20 protein-coding genes are annotated in these 20,314 nt (G+C 61.7%); 12 read left to right on the top strand and 8 right to left on the bottom strand.

Annotated elements, in window-relative coordinates:
- Positions 1-21: 21 nt before the first annotated feature.
- Positions 22-1,056: an alcohol dehydrogenase gene (locus tag PCOSP_RS10785; RefSeq protein ID WP_464711117.1), complete on the bottom strand. Its 1,035-nt coding sequence runs from the start codon at positions 1,054-1,056 to the stop codon at positions 22-24.
- A gap of 209 nt (positions 1,057-1,265) precedes the next feature.
- Between PCOSP_RS10785 and PCOSP_RS10780 the strand changes: the two genes are divergently transcribed.
- The gene (locus PCOSP_RS10780) at positions 1,266-2,192 is read left to right on the top strand and encodes an AEC family transporter (protein ID WP_139641830.1); all 927 of its coding nucleotides are present in this window, start codon (positions 1,266-1,268) and stop codon (positions 2,190-2,192) included.
- 9 nt (positions 2,193-2,201) lie between these two features.
- Here PCOSP_RS10780 and PCOSP_RS10775 read toward each other — a convergent pair whose 3' ends face one another.
- Positions 2,202-4,565 carry a DNA polymerase II gene (locus tag PCOSP_RS10775; RefSeq protein ID WP_464711115.1) on the bottom strand — a complete coding sequence of 788 codons (2,364 nt, stop codon included), beginning with the start codon at positions 4,563-4,565 and terminating at the stop codon, positions 2,202-2,204.
- A 220-nt stretch (positions 4,566-4,785) separates the two neighbouring features.
- On the opposite strand from PCOSP_RS10775, the gene PCOSP_RS10770 reads away from it, so the two are divergent.
- The 5 genes from PCOSP_RS10770 (at position 4,786) to PCOSP_RS10750 (ending at position 8,736) form a co-directional block, all read left to right on the top strand.
- Complete coding sequence (locus PCOSP_RS10770) at positions 4,786-5,226, top strand: CBS domain-containing protein (protein WP_041020645.1); 441 nt, start codon at positions 4,786-4,788, stop codon at positions 5,224-5,226.
- A gap of 70 nt (positions 5,227-5,296) precedes the next feature.
- The gene (locus PCOSP_RS10765) at positions 5,297-5,893 is read left to right on the top strand and encodes a paraquat-inducible protein A (RefSeq protein ID WP_139641826.1); all 597 of its coding nucleotides are present in this window, start codon (positions 5,297-5,299) and stop codon (positions 5,891-5,893) included.
- Between the two features lie 11 nt (positions 5,894-5,904).
- Positions 5,905-6,552, top strand: coding sequence for a paraquat-inducible protein A (locus tag PCOSP_RS10760; RefSeq protein WP_464711909.1), 648 nt, complete (start codon positions 5,905-5,907; stop codon positions 6,550-6,552).
- The gene (locus tag PCOSP_RS10755; RefSeq protein ID WP_139641824.1) at positions 6,533-8,182 is read left to right on the top strand and encodes a PqiB family protein; all 1,650 of its coding nucleotides are present in this window, start codon (positions 6,533-6,535) and stop codon (positions 8,180-8,182) included. Before PCOSP_RS10760 ends, PCOSP_RS10755 begins: the two co-directional genes overlap by 20 nt.
- A gap of 17 nt (positions 8,183-8,199) precedes the next feature.
- The gene (locus PCOSP_RS10750; protein ID WP_175385320.1) at positions 8,200-8,736 is read left to right on the top strand and encodes a PqiC family protein; all 537 of its coding nucleotides are present in this window, start codon (positions 8,200-8,202) and stop codon (positions 8,734-8,736) included.
- A gap of 14 nt (positions 8,737-8,750) precedes the next feature.
- On the opposite strand, the gene PCOSP_RS10745 is transcribed toward PCOSP_RS10750, so the two are convergent.
- Positions 8,751-9,380: a glutathione S-transferase family protein gene (locus tag PCOSP_RS10745; protein ID WP_464711113.1), complete on the bottom strand. Its 630-nt coding sequence runs from the start codon at positions 9,378-9,380 to the stop codon at positions 8,751-8,753.
- Between the two features lie 194 nt (positions 9,381-9,574).
- On the opposite strand from PCOSP_RS10745, the gene PCOSP_RS10740 reads away from it, so the two are divergent.
- A complete protein-coding gene (locus tag PCOSP_RS10740; protein WP_139641819.1) occupies positions 9,575-10,009 on the top strand; it encodes a phage infection protein in 435 nt (144 codons plus the stop codon).
- Between the two features lie 117 nt (positions 10,010-10,126).
- On the opposite strand, the gene PCOSP_RS10735 is transcribed toward PCOSP_RS10740, so the two are convergent.
- From PCOSP_RS10735 to PCOSP_RS10725, 3 genes are all read right to left on the bottom strand, one after another.
- A complete protein-coding gene (locus PCOSP_RS10735; protein ID WP_175361287.1) occupies positions 10,127-11,221 on the bottom strand; it encodes a DUF1615 domain-containing protein in 1,095 nt (364 codons plus the stop codon).
- A gap of 486 nt (positions 11,222-11,707) precedes the next feature.
- Positions 11,708-12,682 (bottom strand): porphobilinogen synthase, encoded by a 975-nt coding sequence (hemB, locus tag PCOSP_RS10730; protein WP_175385319.1) that lies wholly within the window; start codon positions 12,680-12,682, stop codon positions 11,708-11,710.
- A gap of 173 nt (positions 12,683-12,855) precedes the next feature.
- Positions 12,856-13,554 (bottom strand): glutathione binding-like protein, encoded by a 699-nt coding sequence (locus PCOSP_RS10725; RefSeq protein ID WP_464711111.1) that lies wholly within the window; start codon positions 13,552-13,554, stop codon positions 12,856-12,858.
- A gap of 324 nt (positions 13,555-13,878) precedes the next feature.
- On the opposite strand from PCOSP_RS10725, the gene PCOSP_RS10720 reads away from it, so the two are divergent.
- Complete coding sequence (locus tag PCOSP_RS10720; protein ID WP_175385318.1) at positions 13,879-14,553, top strand: histidine phosphatase family protein; 675 nt, start codon at positions 13,879-13,881, stop codon at positions 14,551-14,553.
- 206 nt (positions 14,554-14,759) lie between these two features.
- Complete coding sequence (locus PCOSP_RS10715) at positions 14,760-15,812, top strand: permease (protein WP_464711109.1); 1,053 nt, start codon at positions 14,760-14,762, stop codon at positions 15,810-15,812.
- 149 nt (positions 15,813-15,961) lie between these two features.
- Here PCOSP_RS10715 and mnmH read toward each other — a convergent pair whose 3' ends face one another.
- Together mnmH and selD are read right to left on the bottom strand one after the other, a co-directional pair.
- A complete protein-coding gene (gene mnmH, locus PCOSP_RS10710; protein WP_139641810.1) occupies positions 15,962-17,065 on the bottom strand; it encodes a tRNA 2-selenouridine(34) synthase MnmH in 1,104 nt (367 codons plus the stop codon).
- Positions 17,065-18,099: a selenide, water dikinase SelD gene (gene selD, locus PCOSP_RS10705; protein ID WP_139641808.1), complete on the bottom strand. Its 1,035-nt coding sequence runs from the start codon at positions 18,097-18,099 to the stop codon at positions 17,065-17,067. The genes mnmH and selD overlap by 1 nt, the downstream gene beginning before the upstream one ends.
- A 193-nt stretch (positions 18,100-18,292) precedes the next feature.
- On the opposite strand from selD, the gene PCOSP_RS10700 reads away from it, so the two are divergent.
- The 3 genes from PCOSP_RS10700 to PCOSP_RS10690 all read left to right on the top strand — a co-directional run bounded on the left by PCOSP_RS10700 (position 18,293) and on the right by PCOSP_RS10690 (position 20,286).
- Positions 18,293-19,243, top strand: coding sequence for a nucleoside-specific channel-forming protein Tsx (locus tag PCOSP_RS10700; RefSeq protein WP_464711107.1), 951 nt, complete (start codon positions 18,293-18,295; stop codon positions 19,241-19,243).
- Positions 19,244-19,323: 80 nt separating this feature from the next.
- Complete coding sequence (locus PCOSP_RS10695; protein ID WP_139641804.1) at positions 19,324-19,608, top strand: hypothetical protein; 285 nt, start codon at positions 19,324-19,326, stop codon at positions 19,606-19,608.
- A 90-nt stretch (positions 19,609-19,698) separates the two neighbouring features.
- Positions 19,699-20,286, top strand: a complete 588-nt coding sequence (locus PCOSP_RS10690) for a DcrB/PsbP domain-containing protein (protein WP_464711105.1) — start codon at positions 19,699-19,701, stop codon at positions 20,284-20,286.
- Positions 20,287-20,314: the final 28 nt, after the last annotated feature.

Here is a 20,314-nt window from a genome sequence, read left to right as displayed (position 1 = left end):
CAACCGCCCACCCATTGAGGCTCAGACGACGCCCGAATCCATCGTCAGCACCATGCGAAATTTCACCTCACCTGACTTCACCTTCTGGTAAACCTCCCAGGCATTCTCCAGGGGTCGGGTTTCGATCATGGCGCGCACGTCGGTCATGACGCTGAAATCCAGGGTTTTCTCGGATTCGTAGGGAGTGCCGGTGATCGCACCTTGGACGCTGCGTTCGCCGCCCACCAGCGCACCGGGCATGATCGTCAGCGGCTGCTGCCCCACGCCCACCACCAGCAAACGTCCCTGTGGCGCAAGGGCAGGCATCAGCGAGGATACCGCGGCGCTGTCGGTGATGGTGGTCAGGATCACCTGGGCCCCACCCATCTCCTTGAGCCGGGCGACCGGGTCCTCGACATGGGTATCGAGGTAGTGATGAGCGCCCAGCGCCAGGACATCTTGCGCAATGTCGGCGCCACGCCCGACGGCCACGACCTTGAAACCCATCCGCCGCGCGTACTGGATGGCCAGGTGACCGAGGCCGCCGATGCCCTGGATCGCCACCAGATCCCCCGCCTGGGCGCCAGACTTGCGCAGGGCATTGAACGTGGCGATGCCCGCGCACAGCAATGGCGCCGCTTCCACGGCATCCAACTGATCCGGGATCGCCACCAGCCCGGTGGCGCGTGCGGTCATCATCTCTGCGTAGCCGCCATCCCGGGAGCTGCCCACCATGGGCTGGTTGCTGCACAGGTTGAAGTGCCCGCGACGGCACTGCTCACAAGCGTTGCAATGCCCTCCCAAACGTCCGATGCCAACCCGCTGGCCCACCCGCCAACCACCTTGGACGCCCGCGCCGAGGGCCACGATCCGCCCCACCACTTCATGACCGGGCACGCGGGGCAATTGCAGACCGCCCTCCAGCCCTTCGATAGCCCCGGCGTCCGCCCCACAGACCCCGCAGGCCTGCACTTCGATCAATACATCACCCGTGCCCGGTTCGGGTATTTGCCGTTCGACCAGCTCCAGCAGGCCCGGCCGGGTAACCTGCATGGCCTTGTAGGTGTTCTTGGTCATTTTCTCTCGCCTCTGTGATCAAAACCTGAGTTCGAGTGTGTGCAGATGCCACTTGCCGGACAAAGCAGATTACTTTTAGCGCAGGGCAAGAAAAACTTTATGGGTGTGCAGGGAACGCCTCATCTGCTTTACCCTGTGGGACCGAGGGAATTATCCCAGGCAGGCTGCACAGCCGCCGTTATTCCTCTGAACTGATTGGTGAATGCGAGATGACCCTGGCGTTGCTGCTTGCCCTCTTCCCCATTGCCTTGTTGATCGCATTGGGTGCCTGGCTCAGGCAATCGAACTTTCTGGCCGACAGCTTCTGGCCCCAGGCCGAGCGGCTGGGCTACTACGTGCTGCTGCCGTCGCTGTTTCTCCATGGCCTGGCGACCGCCCAGCTCGGTGATGTCCCGGTGGGCGGGATGATCCTGGCGCTGGTGATGTCGACCGTCACGGTGGCGGTCTTGCTGGTGGGGTCGCGAGGTCTTTTTGCGGGTAATGATGCGGCCTTCACCTCGGTCTTCCAGGGCGGCGTGCGCTTCAATAATTATGTGGGGGTATCTGCGGCCGCCGGACTGTTCGGTGCATCCGGTATTACCTTGGCAGCCGTGGCCAACGCGGCGATCGTGCCGACGGTCAATATTCTCTGCGTGCTGGTATTCGCCCGCTTCGGTCCTGGGGGACGATTGCCGCTCAAGCTCATCGCCAGGCAATTGGTAACGAACCCACTGATAATGGCGTGTCTGGCCGGCATCATCCTGCAAGGGACAGGGATCGGCATACCCCGAGGACCGGAAGCGGTATTCAAGGCGCTTGGCCAGGCGTCGTTGCCCCTCGGCCTGCTGTGTGTCGGGGCGGCCCTGGACCTGAAAACGGCGCGCAGCTGGTTGAAGCCGATCGGCCTGTCCTCGATCACCAAGTTCGTGATCATGCCGATCGTGACCTTGATCGCCTGCCGCATGATCGGCCTGCGGGGCGATGCGGCGATTGCCGTCCTGCTTTTCCAGTCCCTGCCGACGGCATCGTCGTCCTACATCATGGCCCGGCAGATGGGCGGTGACGCCCCACTGATGGCCGGCATCATCGCGGGCCAGACGCTGCTCGCCGCGCTTGCCCTGCCGGTCGCCGTCATCACCCTTTCGTCATGGGTATGACGAGCATCCTCAGAACAAGCCCATCTGCCCGCCCACCAAGGTCAGGAAATCATCGCCCACGAACGGCAGGATCGCATCCGCCACCGGTTGCAGCTGCTTGCTCACGTAATGGTCGTAGTCGATGGCGGCGCTGCGGGTTTCCAGCGGCTCGGGGCCGGCGACGGTGATGACGTAGCTGATCCAGCCACCATTCTGGTATTGCCGCGGGCGACCCTGGCGCTGGTTGAACTCGTCGGCAATCCGCGCCGCTCGCACGTGGGGCGGGACATTGCGCTCATAGTCATCCAGCGGTCGACGCAGGCGCTTGCGGTAGACCAGTCGCTCATCGAACGTCCCGGCCAGGGTCTGTTGGACGTAATCGCGCACGTAATCCTGGTAAGGCTTGCGATGGAAGATCCGCTCGTACAACTCCTGCTGGAATTGCCGGGCCAGCGGCGACCAGTCGGTGCGCACGGCCTCCAGCCCCTTGTAGACGATTTCATCGCTACCGTCGGCACGGGTCACCAGCCCGGCGTAGCGCTTCTTGCTGCCCTCCTCGGCGCCACGAATCGTCGGCATCAGGAAACGCTTGAAGTGGGTTTCGAACTGCAGCTCCAACGCACTCTGCAACCCGAACGTCTCATGCACGTATTCGCGCCACCACTGGTTGACGTACGCCACCAGCTCACGACCGATGCCGGCTGCCTCCTCCTGGCCATGGGCCCGGCGCAACCAGACGAAGGTGGAGTCCGTATCGCCATAGATCACCACATGGCCCCGAGCTTCGATCAACTGCCGGGTCTGCTGCATGATCTGGTGGCCGCGCAAGGTAATGGATGAGGCCAGCCTTGGATCGAAGAAGCGGCAACCGCTGGAACCGAGTACGCCGTAGAAGGCGTTCATGATGATCTTCAGGGCCTGGGACAGCGGCGCGTTGTGTTCGCGCTTGGCGGTTTCCCGGCCTTCGGCAACGCGTGCCACGATGGACGGCAGGCAATGGCGGGTGCGCGAGAACCGTGCGCCGCGAAAGCCCGGCACCGACTCGCGATCGTCCGGATGCCGCAGGCCTTCGATCAGACCCACCGGGTCGATGAGAAACGTGCGGATGATCGACGGATACAGGCTCTTGTAGTCCAGCACCAGGACCGACTCGTAGAGCCCGGGCTGGGAGTCCATGACAAAGCCGCCCGGGCTGGCCTGGGGCGGGCGCTGGCCAAGATTCGGGGCCACGAACCCCTGGCGGTGCATCAGCGGCATGTACAGGTGCGTGAAGGCCGCCACCGAACCGCCACTGCGGTCCGCCGGCAGGCCGGTAACGCTGGCCCGCTCCAGCAGGAACTTGAGCAACTCGGTCTTGGCGAAGATCCGCGTCACCAGCTCGCAGTCCTTGAGGTTGTAGCGGGCCAGGGCCGGCTTGTCCTCGGCGAACATGCGATTGATTTCGTCCATGCGCTGATAAGGGGTGCCGATGGCCTTGCCCTCCCCCAACAACGTCTGGGCGACGTTTTCCAGGCTGAACGAAGGGAAGCTCCAGGTGGCCGAGCGCAGGGACTCGATGCCATCGATGATCAGTCGTCCAGCCGCCGAGGCAAAGAAGTGGTTGTTGCGCGCACCGTGCTCGCGCCACTGCATCTCCTCCCCGCCTCGCCCCAGGCGCAACGGCACGGCCAGCCGCCGGGCATGCTCGTGCAGCACCCGCAGGTCGAACTGCACCAGGTTCCAGCCGATGATCGCGTCGGGGTCGAAACGGGCGAACCAGTCGTTGAGTTTCTTCAGCAGCAGCGTGCGGGATTCACAGTATTCGAGCTGGAAATCCACATCGCTGTCGTCGCCATTGGGCGGGCCGAGCATGTACACCTGGCGCTCGCCGCAGCCTTCCAGGGCAATGGAATACAGTTCACCCTGGGCCGTGGTCTCGATGTCCAGGGACACCAGGCGCAACGCCGGACGGTAATCGGGGGCCGGTTTCATCTGGGCATCCAGCAACAGGCCGTCGGCGCCCGGCGTACCGCTGAACCAGACCGGCGCGGTGATGAAACGCTCCATCAGGTAGCGCTCCGGCGGCCGGATATCGGCCTCGAACACGTCCACGCCCGCCCGCCGCAAGGTCGTGTCCAGGCGCATCAGTTGGGCGTGTTGGCGGCAATACAGGCCCAGCACCGGTCGATGCTCGAAATCCAGCAGGTCGAGGGGGCGCAATTCAATGTCCTTCTCCCCTTGCAGCAGGGCTTCGACCTGGCCACGCTGGAGCTGCGGCACGAACGCCACCGACGGCTGCATCGCCAGCCGCACGCGCCGTGGCCCGGCGTCTGTCGCCAGCCAGAATTCGACTTCGGTGCCCGCTGGGGTGTCGCGCCAATGCCGGGTCAGGACGAAGCCCTGCTGTAAATCCACCGCTGTGACCTCGAATCTTGGGTAAGGGGTGATTCTACCCGCCATCTCTCAGGGAAACAGTGAACCTGAGTGGCGAGGGGATTTATCCCCTCGCCACAATGATAAATTCACCGCCGATGGCGTTTTTGGACGACTGGCCGCCGTTTTACCGCTTGCCCTGCGCCGCCGGGTCTACGATTCTTTAACAACACCTGCAAAAACACCCCCGAGGCCCCTCCCAATGAAAACCGTCGCGCAGTTGCTCCGGATGAAGGACGAGAAGAACCAGCATGTGCACACCATCTCACCGGACGACATGGTGTTGCAGGCCTTGATGCGCATGGCCGAGAAAAACGTCGGCGCCTTGTTGGTGGTGAAGAACGATGAAGTGCTGGGGATCATCAGCGAGCGTGATTATGCGCGCAAGATGGTCTTGCACGGCCGCTCATCGGTGGGCACGAAAGTCAGCGACATCATGGTATCCCCCGTGATCACCATCGATCCGCACCAGACCGTCGAGACCTGCCTGAGCATCATGACCGAAAAGCACTTGCGGCATTTGCCGGTGGTGGACGACGGCAAACTCGTCGGCCTGCTGTCCATCGGTGACCTGGTCAAGGAAGCCATTGCCGAACAGGCGAACCTGATCCAACAACTGGAGCAGTACATTCGCGGCGAATGATCGACTCGCCAGGTTGCTCATTCCCAACCCACTTCTATATTGAAGGGGTTGCCCCTGCCCGAGCACCCCGATGGCCGACGCCGAGCGACTGATCATTTGCGAACATTGCGATGCGGTGTACGAGCCGGTGGAGCTCGTCCCGCATCAGAAAGCCTCGTGCGTGCGATGTGGCGCGGTGATCCAGCGCTATAACGGGCTGACCATCGAAAAACGCCTGGCCTTGAGCGTGACGGCGGCGGTGTTGTGGGCCTTCGCCAACGTCTACCCGGTGATGAGCATCCGCTTCCAGGGCCTGAACAACAGCGCCACGCTGTGGGATTCCATCGTGGCCTTGAGCCAGGGGCCGATTACCTTCATCGCCCTGGTGGCAGCGGTGGCAATCATCATCGCTCCACTCCTTCAACTGGCCCTGCTGCTCTGGGTGCTGGGGCATGCCTACGCCAACCGCCGTGCGCCGGGGTTCAACCTGTGCATGCGCAGCCTGGAAACGCTGCGACCATGGAGCATGCTGGAGGTCTGCCTGCTGGGCGCGCTGGTGGCGGTGATCAAACTCGCCGGGTTGCTGGACGTACTGCCGGGTATCGGCCTGTTCGCCCTGGCGGCCTTGAGCCTGCTGATGATCCGTATTGCCGGGCGCGATGTGCGCGACCTGTGGAGCAGCCTGTGAACGGCAAACCGCTGGATACCCCACCACTGGCCGGTGATCTGGACCTGTGCCTGTGCCATGGCTGCGGCCTGGCCTGCGACATGACCGACGAGCCCACGACCTGCCCGCGTTGCGACGCCCTCCTGCACCGGCGCAAACCCGATGCCCTTACCCGCACCTGGGCCTACATGCTGGCCGCGCTGGTGTTCTATATCCCGGCCAACCTGCTGCCGGTGATGAACACCCGGATGCTCGGGGACGGCGCCGACAGCACGATCATCAGCGGCGTGATCGAGTTCTGGCGCAGCGGTGCCTGGGACATCGCCCTGATCATCTTCATCGCCAGCATCGCCGTACCCGGCATCAAGTTCGTGGTCCTGACGCTGCTGCTGGTCACCGTGCAGCGACGCAGCAACTGGGCCCAGCTCCAGCGAGCCAAGCTGTACCGGCTGGTGGAAGTCATCGGCTATTGGTCGATGCTCGACGTGCTGGTGGTGGCCCTGGTGGCGGCGCTGGTGAAGTTCCAGGCACTGAGCGATATCGAACCGCGCCCGGGGATCCTGTTCTTCGGCCTCGTCGTGCTGTTCACCATGCTGTCGGCCATGAGTTTCGACCCACGGCTGATCTGGGACACCCCACCCCCCTCGGAGGAGGCCATGGATGAAATCGCAAGCCACTGACGGACAACAACCCGCGCCGGGGCGCGCCCACGTCACCAGCAGTCGCTGGTCGGTGTCGCTGGTGTGGATCGTGCCGATCATCGCGGTGCTGGTGGGCCTGTCGCTGGTAGTCCACAACTGGCTGCAGGAAGGCCCGACCATCACCATTACCTTCAAGACCGGCGAAGGCCTGACCGCCAACAAGACCGCGGTGAAATACCGCAACGTGGTGATCGGCCAGGTCACGGACGTGCAGTTGAGCGATGACCAGAAGAACGTCACCGCCACGGTCAAGCTGGCCAAGAACGCCGATACGTTCACCCACGAAGACTCGGTGTTCTGGGTGGTCCGGCCGCGCATCGGCGCCGGTGGCATTTCCGGGATCGACACGTTGCTGTCAGGGGACTTCATCGGGGCCGACGCCGGGCATTCGAAAGTACGCGCCAAGTCGTTCACCGGCCTCGAGGCACCGCCACCGATCACCTACGGCGAACCGGGCAAGCGCTTTACCCTGCACTCCCGCGACCTCGGTTCGCTGGACATCGGCTCACCGGTTTATCTGCGCAAGATTCCGGTGGGCCAAGTGGTCTCCTACGCCCTGGACGCGGACGGCAAGGGCGTCAATATCGAGGTCTTCATCAACGCACCGAACGACGCTTATGTCACCGAGAACACCCGGTTCTGGAACGTCAGCGGCGTGGACTTGAACGTCGGCGCCAATGGCTTCGCGGTCAGGACCGAATCGCTCTCGGCATTGCTGGTCGGCGGCATCGCGTTCAGGGCACCGGACTACAATCCCGACGACACGCCAGCAGCCGAAGACAAGAACTACGAACTGTTCGCCGACCAACAAAGCGCCCTGGCGCCACCCAGTGGCAAGGCGCAATACCTGGCCCTGCGTTTCGATCAGGCGCTGCGGGGGTTGAAGGTCGATGCACCGGTGGAATTCCTCGGCGTGGAAATCGGCAGGGTCGTGGCCATCAACCTGGATTTCGACGAGAAGCAACGCAGTTTCCCGGTCAATGTCGGCGTGGTGATCTACCCCCAGCGCCTGGGCAAAGCCCACGAGAAATTGCTCAAGGCGCTCAATCATGATCCAGAAGACGAGGCCGCCTCGGCCCGCCTGCTCGGCAGCTTCGTCGAACGTGGCCTGCGCGCCCAGGCCCGCAGCGGCAACTTGCTGACCGGGCAGTTGTACATCTCCCTGGACTTCTATCCCAAGGCCGAGAAAGTCGCTTTCGACCCCGCGGCCCGCCCCGTCCGAATCCCGACCATTCCTGGCAGCCTGCAGCAATTGCAGGAGCAACTGCAGTCGGTGATCGAGCGTATCAACAAGCTGCCGCTGGAAAGCATCGCCAGTAACCTGGATGGCAACCTCGTGGAATTGCGCAAAGGCCTGAAGCAATTCAACGGCAAGACCCTGCCAAGCGTGCAGAATACCTTGCAAGACGTCAGCAAGACCTTGCAGTCGGCCAACACCACGCTGGCCGAAGACTCGCCTCAGCGCGAGCAGTTGACCCAGACCCTCGACGATCTCGGTCGCATGTCGCGCTCGCTGCGAGAACTGTCCGACTACTTGAGCCGTCATCCCGAATCGCTGCTGCGCGGTCGTCCCAAGGATGCCCCGCTCACCTTCCCGGTGAAAGAATGATCAGAGGAGCACGCGCCATGCCGCCGATGCTGAAAGTCGCCCTCGTCGCCGTGGCGCTGCTGCTCGGCGCCTGTCGCAGCGATCCGATCCATTACCACACCTTGAGCCCGGTCCAGCCGACAGGCAAGCCACCCTCCGGCGTCGACATCCGGATCGAGCAGGTCAGCGTCCCGCCTCAGGTGGATCGCCCCCAGATGGTCATTCGCCAGGGCAACAGTGGATTGGCGATCCTGGAGACCGAATGGTGGGGCGCCAGCCTGGCGGATGAGCTGCGCAGCAGCCTGGAGGAACAACTGAGCAATCCCGGCGCGCCGAAGGCGTTACTACGGGTAGACGTACAACGTTTCGATTCGGTCCCCGGCCAGTACGCCCGCATGGACGTGCAATGGCGCTTGCGTAACCTCAGTGACGAAGCTCACGCCTTTACCTGCCGCAACCACCTGCAGACACCTGCGGGAAGCACCCTCGACGAGCTGGTGCTGGCCCACCAGAATAACGTCCGGCAGTTGGTCGACCTCATCGCCCAGGCGGCCACTCGAAAGGCATGCCCATGACCTTTCGGACACGCCTACGCAGCCCAATGCAGTGACAGCACCGGGGCCACCCGCGGATGCTGGTCGATGCGCTCCAGCACTGCGTGAAATTCCGGTCGTGCACTGAGCATCGCCTCTCGCGTTCCGGCCCACTTGGTAATCACCGCTGCGAGAATATCCAGCGCTCCCGGCTCGGCACCGCTGAAGAACGGTTGCGCCGGAAACTGATCGGCAAACAACGTCCAATTGCGATACAAGCGATGCTTCGTGCCCGACACCAATTGCTGCCGGGTCGCCTCATCCGCCTCGGCCAGCCAGCGCTCCGGAAAATCGATGATACCGATGGGCGTGTAGCAATTGGCGACGATGTAAACCAGGCCCCGTATGGCTTGTGCACGCTGGACCGGGTCCTCGGGCAGCAACTTCGATTCCGGATAGGTCAGCCCGAGGTGGATCAGAATGGCGGCGGCTTCGGTCAGCACCGAACCGTCCGGCAACTGCAAGGTCGGCACCTGTTTCTGGGGATTCAACGCCTCGAGTGCCTTGGCCGCGTCATTGTCTTCGGTCGAATAGGCATCGACCCGGCGATAAGGCACACCACATAGGCACAGGGCAATCTCCACGGCCGCCGAACCGGATTGCCTGTAGCCGAATAACTGATACATAAGCCTGCCTCCTGGGAAGGTTCAGTCGATAGAACCCTTCGCACGCCCGATGTTCCACGCCGTGGACGACCTGCACATCGACCAGTTATCACTGCCATCGATGGTCACCATCACTTCAATGAAGTTCTCATGATTACTGCCCGACGCAACAATGGCACCACACAAACCCACTGCATCCCCCGGAGCACACCATCATGAAACGCCAAATCATCCTCAGCCTCGCTTTCTCGGTTCTGGCAGCCAACGCATTCGCCGCTTCTTCCCACCCGGTCGTTGCCGAAGGTGGTTCCGATCGACTGATTGAGAACCGCGTCGCTGAAGGTGGTTCGGATCGCTTGATCGAGAATCGCGTCGCTGAAGGTGGTTCGGATCGTTTGATCGAGAATCGCGTCGCTGAAGGTGGTTCGGATCGTTTGATCGAGAATCGCGTCGCTGAAGGTGGTTCGGATCGCTTGATCGAGAATCGCGTCGCTGAAGGTGGTTCGGATCGCTTGATCGAGAATCGCGTCGCTGAAGGTGGTTCGGATCGCTTGATCGAGAATCGCGTTGCTGAAGGTGGTTCGGATCGTTTGATCGAGAATCGCGTTGCTGAAGGTGGTTCGGATCACCTGACTCAGAATCGCGCATGACCTGCCGCCCTGCTCTGCCCGACAAAAGCCCGGTCTTATCCACCGGGCTTTTTTCATGGTCGCCGTTCGCCAGGCTCTGTGTGAAAAGCTTTGAGTATCAAGGCTTTCATACAGAGCCTAGCGTCCCGCCGACCGCGCCATGCACCGCTGATAGCGCTCGTCCACCCGCTTGGCAAACCATGCAGTGGTCAGCTTGCGGGTGATTTTCGGGCTCTTGAGTACGATCCCCGGCAACACCGCACGAGGTAACGGTTTACCCTCGGCCTTTTCAGCCAGTTCGAAGACGCGCTTGTAGAGTTTACTGTCCTCGAATGCCAGGCTGTCGCCCTGCTCCAACTGATCGCGAATGGTCGGGTTACGCATTCCCAACGATTTCCCAAGCGTGCGCACCGCCAGCTCGGTGCTGCCGGGCATGATGGAGTCATGCTGGATCAGGTCACCGTCGAGGGCGAGAGAAATGCCTGAGGCGCGACTCACGGCATGCTGGAACGCCGCGTTGCGGCTGGCGTACCAACCGGCATTGAAATCGGCGAAGCGATACAGCGGCTCGGTGTAGCTCACCGGATACCCCAGCAAATGCGCAATGCCGAAGTACATCCCACCGCGCCGGCTGAACACTTCCTGGCGAATCGACCCCTCCACCGTATAAGGATAATGTCGGGCATTGGCCTGGGCGAAGGCGATACTGACCTGCATCGGCCCGCCGGTGTGCACCGGGTTGAAACCGTCGAACAACGTTTTGCCCAACGGCACCATGCCAATGAAATCATCGAAAATGCCGCTCAGCTCCTTCTCGCTGCGCACCGCGGCGAGCCGGTCGCTGTAACTCTTGCCGTTGGATGAACGCACCTGGAGTGCGCCGCTGACCAATAGCCCGGGAATATGCAACTTCGCCGCACGGCGATCGATTTCCTGCCGGGCAATCTTGCCCAGTCCCGGCACCGTGGGGTCGGCCTGGAATGTCGATTCCTGCTCAGCGACAGCCAGTACCGAACAGATATTCTGCGTCGTAGGCGGGATCTGCTGCGCGGTAAACGCAACATAGATATCCGTGGCCCAGCCTTCGCGATCCGCTGTCTTGGCCGGCAACAACCGCACAATCTGCGCCTTGACCTCGGCGGGCTGGCGCTCGGGCTCCTGGACCTGACGACTGCCACAACCGGCCAGGACCAGCAGCGCCGGGAGAATGAACAACCATCGATTGAAAGGCATAGGGCTCCATCAGGTTTGTACTCCAGAGCACCATACGATCAAAAGCTGGGACAGGCTATATTCCGTCGTTTGCCACACGGATAAAACCGGCTCGGTAACCACCGGAAAACCCATGTGGGAGCCCGGCTTGCCCGCGAAGACGGTGGCACACACAACATCAATGCAAACTGACCCACCGCTATCGCGAGCAGGCTCGCTCCCACAAGGGATCTGGGGTGGATTCGAGTTCGGTGAACACCCTGAAACATTGTGGGAGCGAGCCTGCTCGCGATGACGGTGGCACAACCAACATCGATGCAAACTGACCCACCGCTATCGCGAGCAGGCCCGCTCCCACAAGGGATCTGCGGTAGATTCGATGTCTGTGAACACCCTGGAACATTGTGGGAGCGAGCCTGCTCGCGATGACGGTGGCACACACAACATCGATGCACGCTGACCCACCGCTATCGCGAGCAAGCTCGCTCCCACAGGGGAACGGTGTGATCAGATGCCGCTCAGTGCCAGGTCCATCGCAAAGTAGGTGAAGATCAAATCCGCTCCCGCCCGTTTGATCGCGCCAAGGCTTTCTCGCACCACTCGGGCTTCGTCAATGGCGCCGGCCTGGGCGGCGAATTTAATCATCGCGTATTCGCCACTGACCTGATACGCCGACAACGGCAGGTTCGACGCCTGGCGAATGTCACGGATGATATCGAGGTAGGCGCCGGCCGGCTTGACCATCAGCGCATCGGCGCCTTCCTGTTCATCGAGCAGGGATTCGCGCAACGCTTCGCGACGGTTCATCGGGTTCATCTGGTAGCTCTTGCGGTCGCCCTTCAACGCGCTGCCGCCAGCCTCACGGAACGGGCCATAAAGCGCCGAGGCGAATTTAGTGGAATAGGCCATGATTGCCGTCTGGCTGAAGCCAGCTTCATCCAGCGCCTTGCGAATCGCCTGGACCTGCCCATCCATCGCCGCGGACGGAGCGATGACATCGGCACCGGCGCGGGCCGCTGCCACGGCTTGCCGGCCCAGGTTGAACAGGGTCAGGTCGTTGTCCACTTCATGCCCATGAAGCACGCCGCAATGACCATGATCGGTGTATTCACAGAAACACGTGTCGGACATCACAATCATTTCCGGCACAGCGTCCTTGCAGATCGCGGCCATGCGCGACACCAGGCCACGCTCGTTCCAGGTGTCGCTGCCGTCGCTGTCCAGATGATGGGACACGCCAAAGGTCATCACCGACTTGATGCCAGCACGGGCATATCGCTCGATCTCGCCAGCCAGTTTCGACTCAGGAATGCGCACCACGCCTGGCATGCTCTTGATCGGCACGAAGTCATCGATTTCTTCTTCGACGAAAATCGGCAGGACCAGGTCGTTCAACGTGAACTCGGTTTCCTGGAAAAGACTGCGCAGGCTGGCATTACGACGCAGGCGGCGTGGACGTGCTTCGGGGAACTGGCTGGACATGGAACTCCTGGGCAAATGGGGGGCAATCACAGGGGGCCAAAGCTTATGCCTTGGCCACCCCGGGTACAAACGACACCTGGAAAACAGTGTGTTACCGGCAGAGCAATAATCCGCTTACACGCTCAGCGAACCGTTGATACAAGTCAGTGCCCTTGAGCCGCACACCGCTCTGCTCACTCGGGAATCTTCAAACCCCGGACCACGGCCGGCCGCGCCAGGAAGCGCTCCAGCACCCGCGTCACGTTGGGGAAGTTCTGGATCCCCACCAGATCGCCGGCCTCATAGAACCCGATCAAGTTGCGCACCCATGGGAACGTGGCAATGTCGGCAATGGTATAGCGCTCACCCATGATCCAGTCGCGCCCTTCCAGGCGCCCATCGAGTACCTTGAGCAAACGCCTGCTTTCCTCGACATAACGGTCGCGAGGACGCTTGTCCTCATAGTCCTTGCCAGCGAATTTATTGAAGAAACCCAGCTGCCCGAACATCGGCCCGATACCGCCCATCTGGAACATCAACCACTGAATCGTCTCGTAGCGCGCCGCCGATTCCTGGGCCAGCAGTTGACCGCTCTTGTCCGCCAGGTAAATCAGAATCGCCCCGGACTCGAACAACGCCAACGGCTGGTCCCCCGGACCATGGGGATCGAGAATCGCCGGGATCTTGTTGTTCGGGTTGAGTGAGAGGAATTCAGGGGAGAGCTGATCGTTGCTGCCAAAGTCCACTTTGTGGGGTTCGTAGGGCAGGCCGATCTCCTCCAGCATGATCGAGACTTTCACGCCGTTAGGAGTTGGCAGGGAGTAGAGCTGGAGCCACTCGGGGTATTGGGTGGGCCATTTCTGGGTGATGGGAAATTGGGGCAGATTGGGCATGGGAGCTCCATGGCGGAAGGGAAATGCTGGAGCATAATTCAGGATCGGGTGGATGGCATCAGGAAATGCCACCCTCCTGACAGTCACAGAATTCACGCAGGCCGTTATTAATTTCGCAACATCCTGTCGTTAATGTTCATGCCATCTCATGGAAGAGAGCCGTGGCAGGATCGAACCAAAGGGCTTCAGGAGACTCAGAGCAATGCCCCGAGGAATCGAAGCGGCGTAACGACAAGGAAAACATCCGAAGCCAAGGCTTCGCGGTGCCAGGGTTTGTCAGCCTGACTCGAAGCCTGACTCGAGACAGCCGAAGAACATAATCCGATGATCAACCCACTGAAGTTCACCCGACACCTCCAACGCCGTTCATGGCTGATCCTGCCGACGCTGCTCGTGATCTGCGGTCTGGTGTTGTCACTGGAGTCCAGCGTCAGTCGCGCCCAGCCAGTCGACGGCATCCAGACCCTGGTGTTCCTGCGCCACGCCGAAAAACCCGCCGGCGGCCTGGGCCAACTCAATTGCCAGGGTCTCAATCGCGCCATCGACCTGGCCACCCTGTTGCCACAAAAGTTCGGCAAGGCCGACTACGTATTCGCGGCCAACCCGACCCGCAACGTTGAGGAAGGCGAGCGGGATAACTCCTATAGCTATATTCGCCCGCTGATGACCATCAGCCCCAGCGCGATCAAACTCGGCTTGCCGGTCAATATCGAGTACTCGGCCAACGACACCAGCGCCCTGGCCGACGAATTGCTGCACGACAAGTACCACAACGCCACCATCTACACGGCCTGGTCCCACGGCTATCTGCCGGAACTGATCAACAAGGTGGCTGGCGAGGCCGTGGGCAAGAAGCAGACCATTGCCCAAGACTGGGAATCGGGGGATTTCGATTCGATGTACGTACTGACCCTGACCTGGCACAACGGCAAGGCCAGCCTCACCAGCCAGAGCTACAAGCAGGGCTTGGATAACAGGCAGGAGACCTGTCCGACGTAAGCGGCAGGCATCGTAGGAGCTGGCGAAGCCTGCGATCTTCTGATTTTGATCTTTCGCTTGAGGCTCAATTGTCAGTGGAGAGATCGCAGCCTCGTTGCACTCGACAGCTTCTACAGGACGGAGCCCGGCGCAAGCGCCCTCGCCACAGCAAGCGTCCTCGCCACAGGGTATGATGCGTCTACATCCCTACTGCCCGGACCTTCTCCATGTCTTTATCTTCTGCCGCTCCCGTTCGGGGCTGGTCGTTCTGGTGGAAACCCGCCCTGTTCCTGCTGGTGGCTTGCGTCGGCCTGTACTACGTCAAATGGTCGCCCTACTACCTCAAGGCGTTTGTCGCCGCCGATAACCACAGCATCGGCGGTTCGATCCTCAACGATGCACAGACCACGCCGCTGATGGCCGCGCTGACCTACGCCAAGGTGTATTTCCTGGCGATCTGGAAAGCGGCGGTGCTGGCGGTGATCCTGGGCTCCCTGTTGCAGGTACTGATTCCCCGTGACTGGCTGTTGCGCCTGTTCGGCCAGGCCGGCTTTGCCTCGACTCTGCGCGGCGGGCTGTTCGCCCTGCCCGGCATGATGTGCTCATGCTGCGCGGCGCCGGTGGCGGCCGGCATGCGTCGGCAGAATGTCTCGGTGGGCGCGGCGCTGGCCTTCTGGATCGGCAACCCGGTGCTCAATCCCGCGACCCTGGTCTTCATGGGCTTCGTACTGGGCTGGGGCTTCACCGCGCTGCGACTGGTGGCGGGCATTGTGCTGGTGTTCGGCGTGTCGATGGTGGCCCAGCGCATCGCCCGGCCCGACGTGTTACCCGAGGCGGCCGTCGAAGCCGTGACCGAGGCCAGCGCGGTCGATGCGCAGCCTTTGCTGGCGCGTTGGGGACGGACCTTGTGGCAATTGTTCTGGAGCACCATTCCAGTCTATGTGCTGGCTGTGCTGGTCCTGGGCGCCGCACGGGTCTGGCTGTTTCCCCATGTCGATGGCGCCATGGCCGACAGCCTGGTCTGGCTGGTACCGCTGGCTGTTGTCGGCACGCTGTTCGTGATTCCCACCGCGGCGGAAATCCCTATCGTTCAAACGATGATGACCCTGGGCATGGGCACCGGACCGGCCGTGGCGTTGCTGATGACACTGCCGAGCATCAGCCTGCCGTCGCTGCTGATGCTGCGCAAGGATTTCGATGCCCGGGTGCTGGTGACCGTGGCGCTGTTGACCATGTTGGTCGGCATCGTCTGCGGGTTGATCGGAGCGGTGTTGCTTTAGGCTTCAAGATTTACTGATCCACCGCTATCGCGAGCAGGCTCGCTCCCACATGGGCCTGAGGTGATCGCAGAGGTGTCGTCCATTGCAAATTCCCTGTGGGAGCGAGCCTGCTCGCGATAGCGGCAACCCGTTCCCACGAGGTCCCGAGGTCATCCTGTCCGGGCGGCGCGCTCACGCAGATACTCGAGCACAGCCGCCTGCTCCCCCGCAAACTCGATCCGACTCCCCTTCTTTTCCCGCTGGAACACGTACATCGGGTCGTAATATTCACGCAGCAACCCGTCGATCCAGCCACGATGCAAGTCGACAGCCCCGCTATCGGCCTGCTCGGCCAAGGCGGCTTCCATGATTGCCATCAGGCGCCGATGACGGTCGCCCCCCAGGCGCTTGTGGATGTTGTTCAAACTCGCCAGCAACCGTTCGGAAAACAGCGAGAACCCTTCCTCGCCATATACGGCGACAAATTCGGCGCTCAGGTTGATGACGTAATCACGCAGAATCCGCTCGACCCGTCGTTCCACACTGTCTTCAAGCCAGACCATCGGGACCTGTTGCATGCGCTGGTACAACGGCAACGGTAACGCGCAGCTGCCGACCATGCGGCTTTCATCTTCCAGCACGAAATGCTCGATACCGGCGGCGCGCTTCTTCAGCACATCCACGGCCAGGCGGTTCTCGAAATCGATGTTGGAAGGCTGCCCCGTGGCCCGCTTGCCGAAGCTGGAACCACGGTGATTGGCGTGACCTTCCAGGTCCAGTCCGTTGCCCAGCTGGATCAGCATCTCGGTCTTGCCGGTGCCGGTCATGCCGCCCAGCAAGACGAAATCACACTGGGCGACCGCCTGCTCGACAGTGTCCAGCAGGAACGTACGCATCGCCTTGTAGCCGCCGCCAACCCTGGGGTATTCGATGCCGGCTTCGTCCTTGAGCCATTGCTGGACAATCTGCGAACGCAGGCCGCCTCGAAAGCAATACAGAACTCCGTCAGGATGGGCCCGGGCGAAGTCGCTCCAGGCCTGGATGCGGTGCGCCTTGGTGTCGCCGGACACCAGCTGATGCCCCAGGACGATCGCCGCCTGCTGGCCCTGTTGCTTGTAGCAAGTACCGACCCGCTGCCGCTCGATGTCCGTCATCAGCGGCAGATTGACCACGCCGGGAAAGGCCCCCTTGAGAAACTCGACAGGCGCGCGAGTGTCCATCATCGGCCGGTCATTGAGGAAAATGTCGCGGTAATCGGTAATGTCGTTGCTCATCAAGACACCTCGACCGCGTTGGTCTGTCGCTCGACCAACTCGCCAATCGGCTCCAGCGCAAAGCCCAGCTCCGCGGCCACCTGAAGAAACTCGCCTTCGCCTTGCGCCGTCACGGCGATCAACAGGCCGCCGCTGGTCTGCGGGTCGCACAGTACGCGCTTGTGCAGCTCCTGGACACGGCCGACCCTGCTGGCGTAACTGTCGTAGTTACGTAGCGTACCGCCTGGTACGCAACCCAGGTCCAGGTAGTATTCGACGCCCGGCAGGCGCGGCACCGCATCGTAGCGGATGCGTGCGGTCAACTGACTGCCATCGGCCATTTCCACCAGATGCCCGAGCAGACCGAAACCGGTGACGTCGGTCATGGCCGTCACGCCATCGAGCTTGCCGAAGCGGCTGCCGGGCTTGTTGAGGGTGCACATCCAATCCCGGGCCAGGCCAACGTCGGCGGCGCGCAATTTGCCCTTCTTCTCCGCCGTGGTAAGGATGCCAATGCCCAGGGGTTTGGTCAGGTAGAGGCGGCAACCGGCAGTGGCGGTGTCATTGCGCTTCATGTGGCGCTTTTGCACCAGTCCAGTGACAGCCAGGCCGAAAATCGGCTCAGGCGCATCGATCGAATGCCCGCCAGCCAAGGGTATACCAGCCTCGTCGCACACTGAACGCCCGCCACGGATCACTTCCCGTGCGATTTCCGGGGCCAGCACATTGACTGGCCAGCCGAGAATCGCAATGGCCATCAGCGGATCACCGCCCATGGCATAAATGTCGCTGATGGCATTGGTGGCGGCGATGCGGCCGAAATCGAAAGGATCATCGACAATTGGCATGAAGAAGTCAGTGGTCGACACCACCCCGCGCTCTTCGTCGATGGCGTACACCGCGGCATCGTCCCGGGAGGCGTTGCCGACCCACAACTTGGGATCGAGGTTCTGCGCACCGCTGCCGGCCAGGATCACTTCCAGCACTTGCGGCGAAATCTTGCAGCCGCAACCGGCGCCGTGGCTGTACTGGGTCAGGCGAATGGGCTCGCTCATGGGCATACCTCCTATCAGTCAAGGTGAGCGATTCTAGCAGCAACGTCGATGCTCCAGTGCTCATGCCGCAATGGTCAGGGAAAACTGGTACGGGATGTGCAAACGTTTGCGAGCCCCATCAAGGCCTTCTGATCGGGCCATTTTCCTTACATCCAGGAACACGGGCTTCGGCCCGCACGAACAAGGACTTTCCATGCATTTCATTTCCCGGCGTCGCGCCGTGCCCGGCGTATTCGCCGCCTCCCTGCTACTGACCACCGTTACCGGATTACTCAGCACTGCAACCCACGCCGCACCCGCCGAGGCGTCTGCCCAGGGCGAAGCCCTGAGCCCCGAAGCCACTGCGCCAAAAAAAGGCGCCTACCTGTCGGATTGGTACAATCAGAACCTGACGATCATCGGTAGCAAGGACATCAGCTTCGGCCCGCAACCGGTCGACGATGTCTACCTGGAGTATGAATATTTCGGCCGCAAGGGGCCGTTCGAACTGTACGGCTACGTCGACATTCCGAAAATTTTCGACATCGGCAACAGCCACGACAAAGGCGCATGGGACCACGGCTCGCCGCTGTTCATGGAGCACGAACCGCGCATTTCCATCGACTACCTGGCAGGCCGCAGCCTGGCCATCGGGGCGTTCAAGGAATGGTATGTGGCGTTCGACTGGATCTACGACCACGGCAGCAACAGCGCCAATCGCGGTAACACCTTGTACAGCGGACTGGGCACCGACATCGACACCCATTCCAGGGTCAACCTGTCGGCCAACTTCTACGGTCGGTATCAATGGGAAAACTACGGTGCCAGTAATGAATATTCCTGGGATGGCTACCGCGCCCAACTCAAGTACATCGTGCCGATCAGCCGGTTCAGCAACGGTGCATCCCTGACTTACATCGGCTTCACCAACTTCGATTTCGGTTCGGATCTGCACAAGGACAATCCGGCGCGCACCGCCAACGCCACGGTTGCCACCAACGTATTGCTGTACTCCTTCACCCACCTGCGCTTCACCCTGGTGGGCCGTTACTTCCACAACGGCGGCAACTGGGAAGACGGCAGTGAGCTGAACTTCGGCGATGGCAACTTCCGCGCCCGCTCCGATGGCTGGGGGTACTATGCTGGGGTAGGTTATCAATTCTGATCGGGGGCATTGGCGATGGAATTTTCGTTCATCGCGAGAATCACTTGAACATCAACCGCGTGCTCAACAGGAGACTGCCGATGCCCCTTTCCCCCGCCGCTGCCGACAGCACCCACCTGGATTACGGCCTCGACACGCTGTTCGGTCGGGAAACCAAAAGCGTCGACTGTCAGTTCGATGTCAAACGCCTCGATGACGGTGAGCCGCCATGGTTCGCGCTGCACATCCGGCCACCGCTGCCGGAGGATCTGGAGAAAGCCCAGATCGTGGTGTTCACTGCCGAGGGGCGGCGGATCAGTGGGATCGTCCGGCGCGCCGAGCGCCTGGCCGATGACAGCCTGCAGCTGGATGTCGAGCCTGACTGACGCGTCTGGAAGCCTTCGCAGCACTGGAGTCCGGCGCGATGCCCGTGGGATGATCGGTTTCCAAACACGCCCTCCACGCCGAGAGTTTCAATGTCATTGCTGAGAAAACACACTGCTGCACTGTTGCTGACAGCCGTTGCCAGTCTGGTTGTCGTGCCTGCCTATTCGGCCCCGGCTAAAGCCGCCGGCGATCTGCCGGCTCAGAAAGTATCGATGCTGGGTGGCAAATTTGTCTTTACCTTGCCCAAGGGTTTCACCGCGACCGCCCTGCCTGCCGGCGATGCCGCCCAGGGCACGGCAGGGGCGACGGGGACCATGTACAGCAATGCCACCAGCAGAACCGTGGTGATCACGGCTGAAAACACCATCGTCAATGGTGCGAAGGTGAAGGATGACGATGCTGCGTTTCTCGACACGACTATGGCCGGCTTCGCCGCCCAGCGAAGCAAAGCCTTGCCGGATGCCAAGATCCTCAGCGAAAAAAGCCTGACCCTCAAAGGCAGTGGCCTGGGCCTGCGTCAACTCGACACCAGCGCCACCCAGGGCGGCGGGCCGACCCTCGACACCACATTGCTGGGAGCCTCCGGCACGCGCATGGCCGTGGTGCAGATCATCTCCCGGGCCAGTGACAAGAACGGTCATGAAGCGTTGGTGAAACAGATCGCCAGCGGCAAGTGATGGCCTGGGCGCGAAGTGCCTGAGGGAC

It is taken from the genome of Pseudomonas sp. MAFF 730105 (genome assembly GCF_055380705.1).
This window is presented reverse-complemented; position numbering and strand designations above follow the sequence as displayed.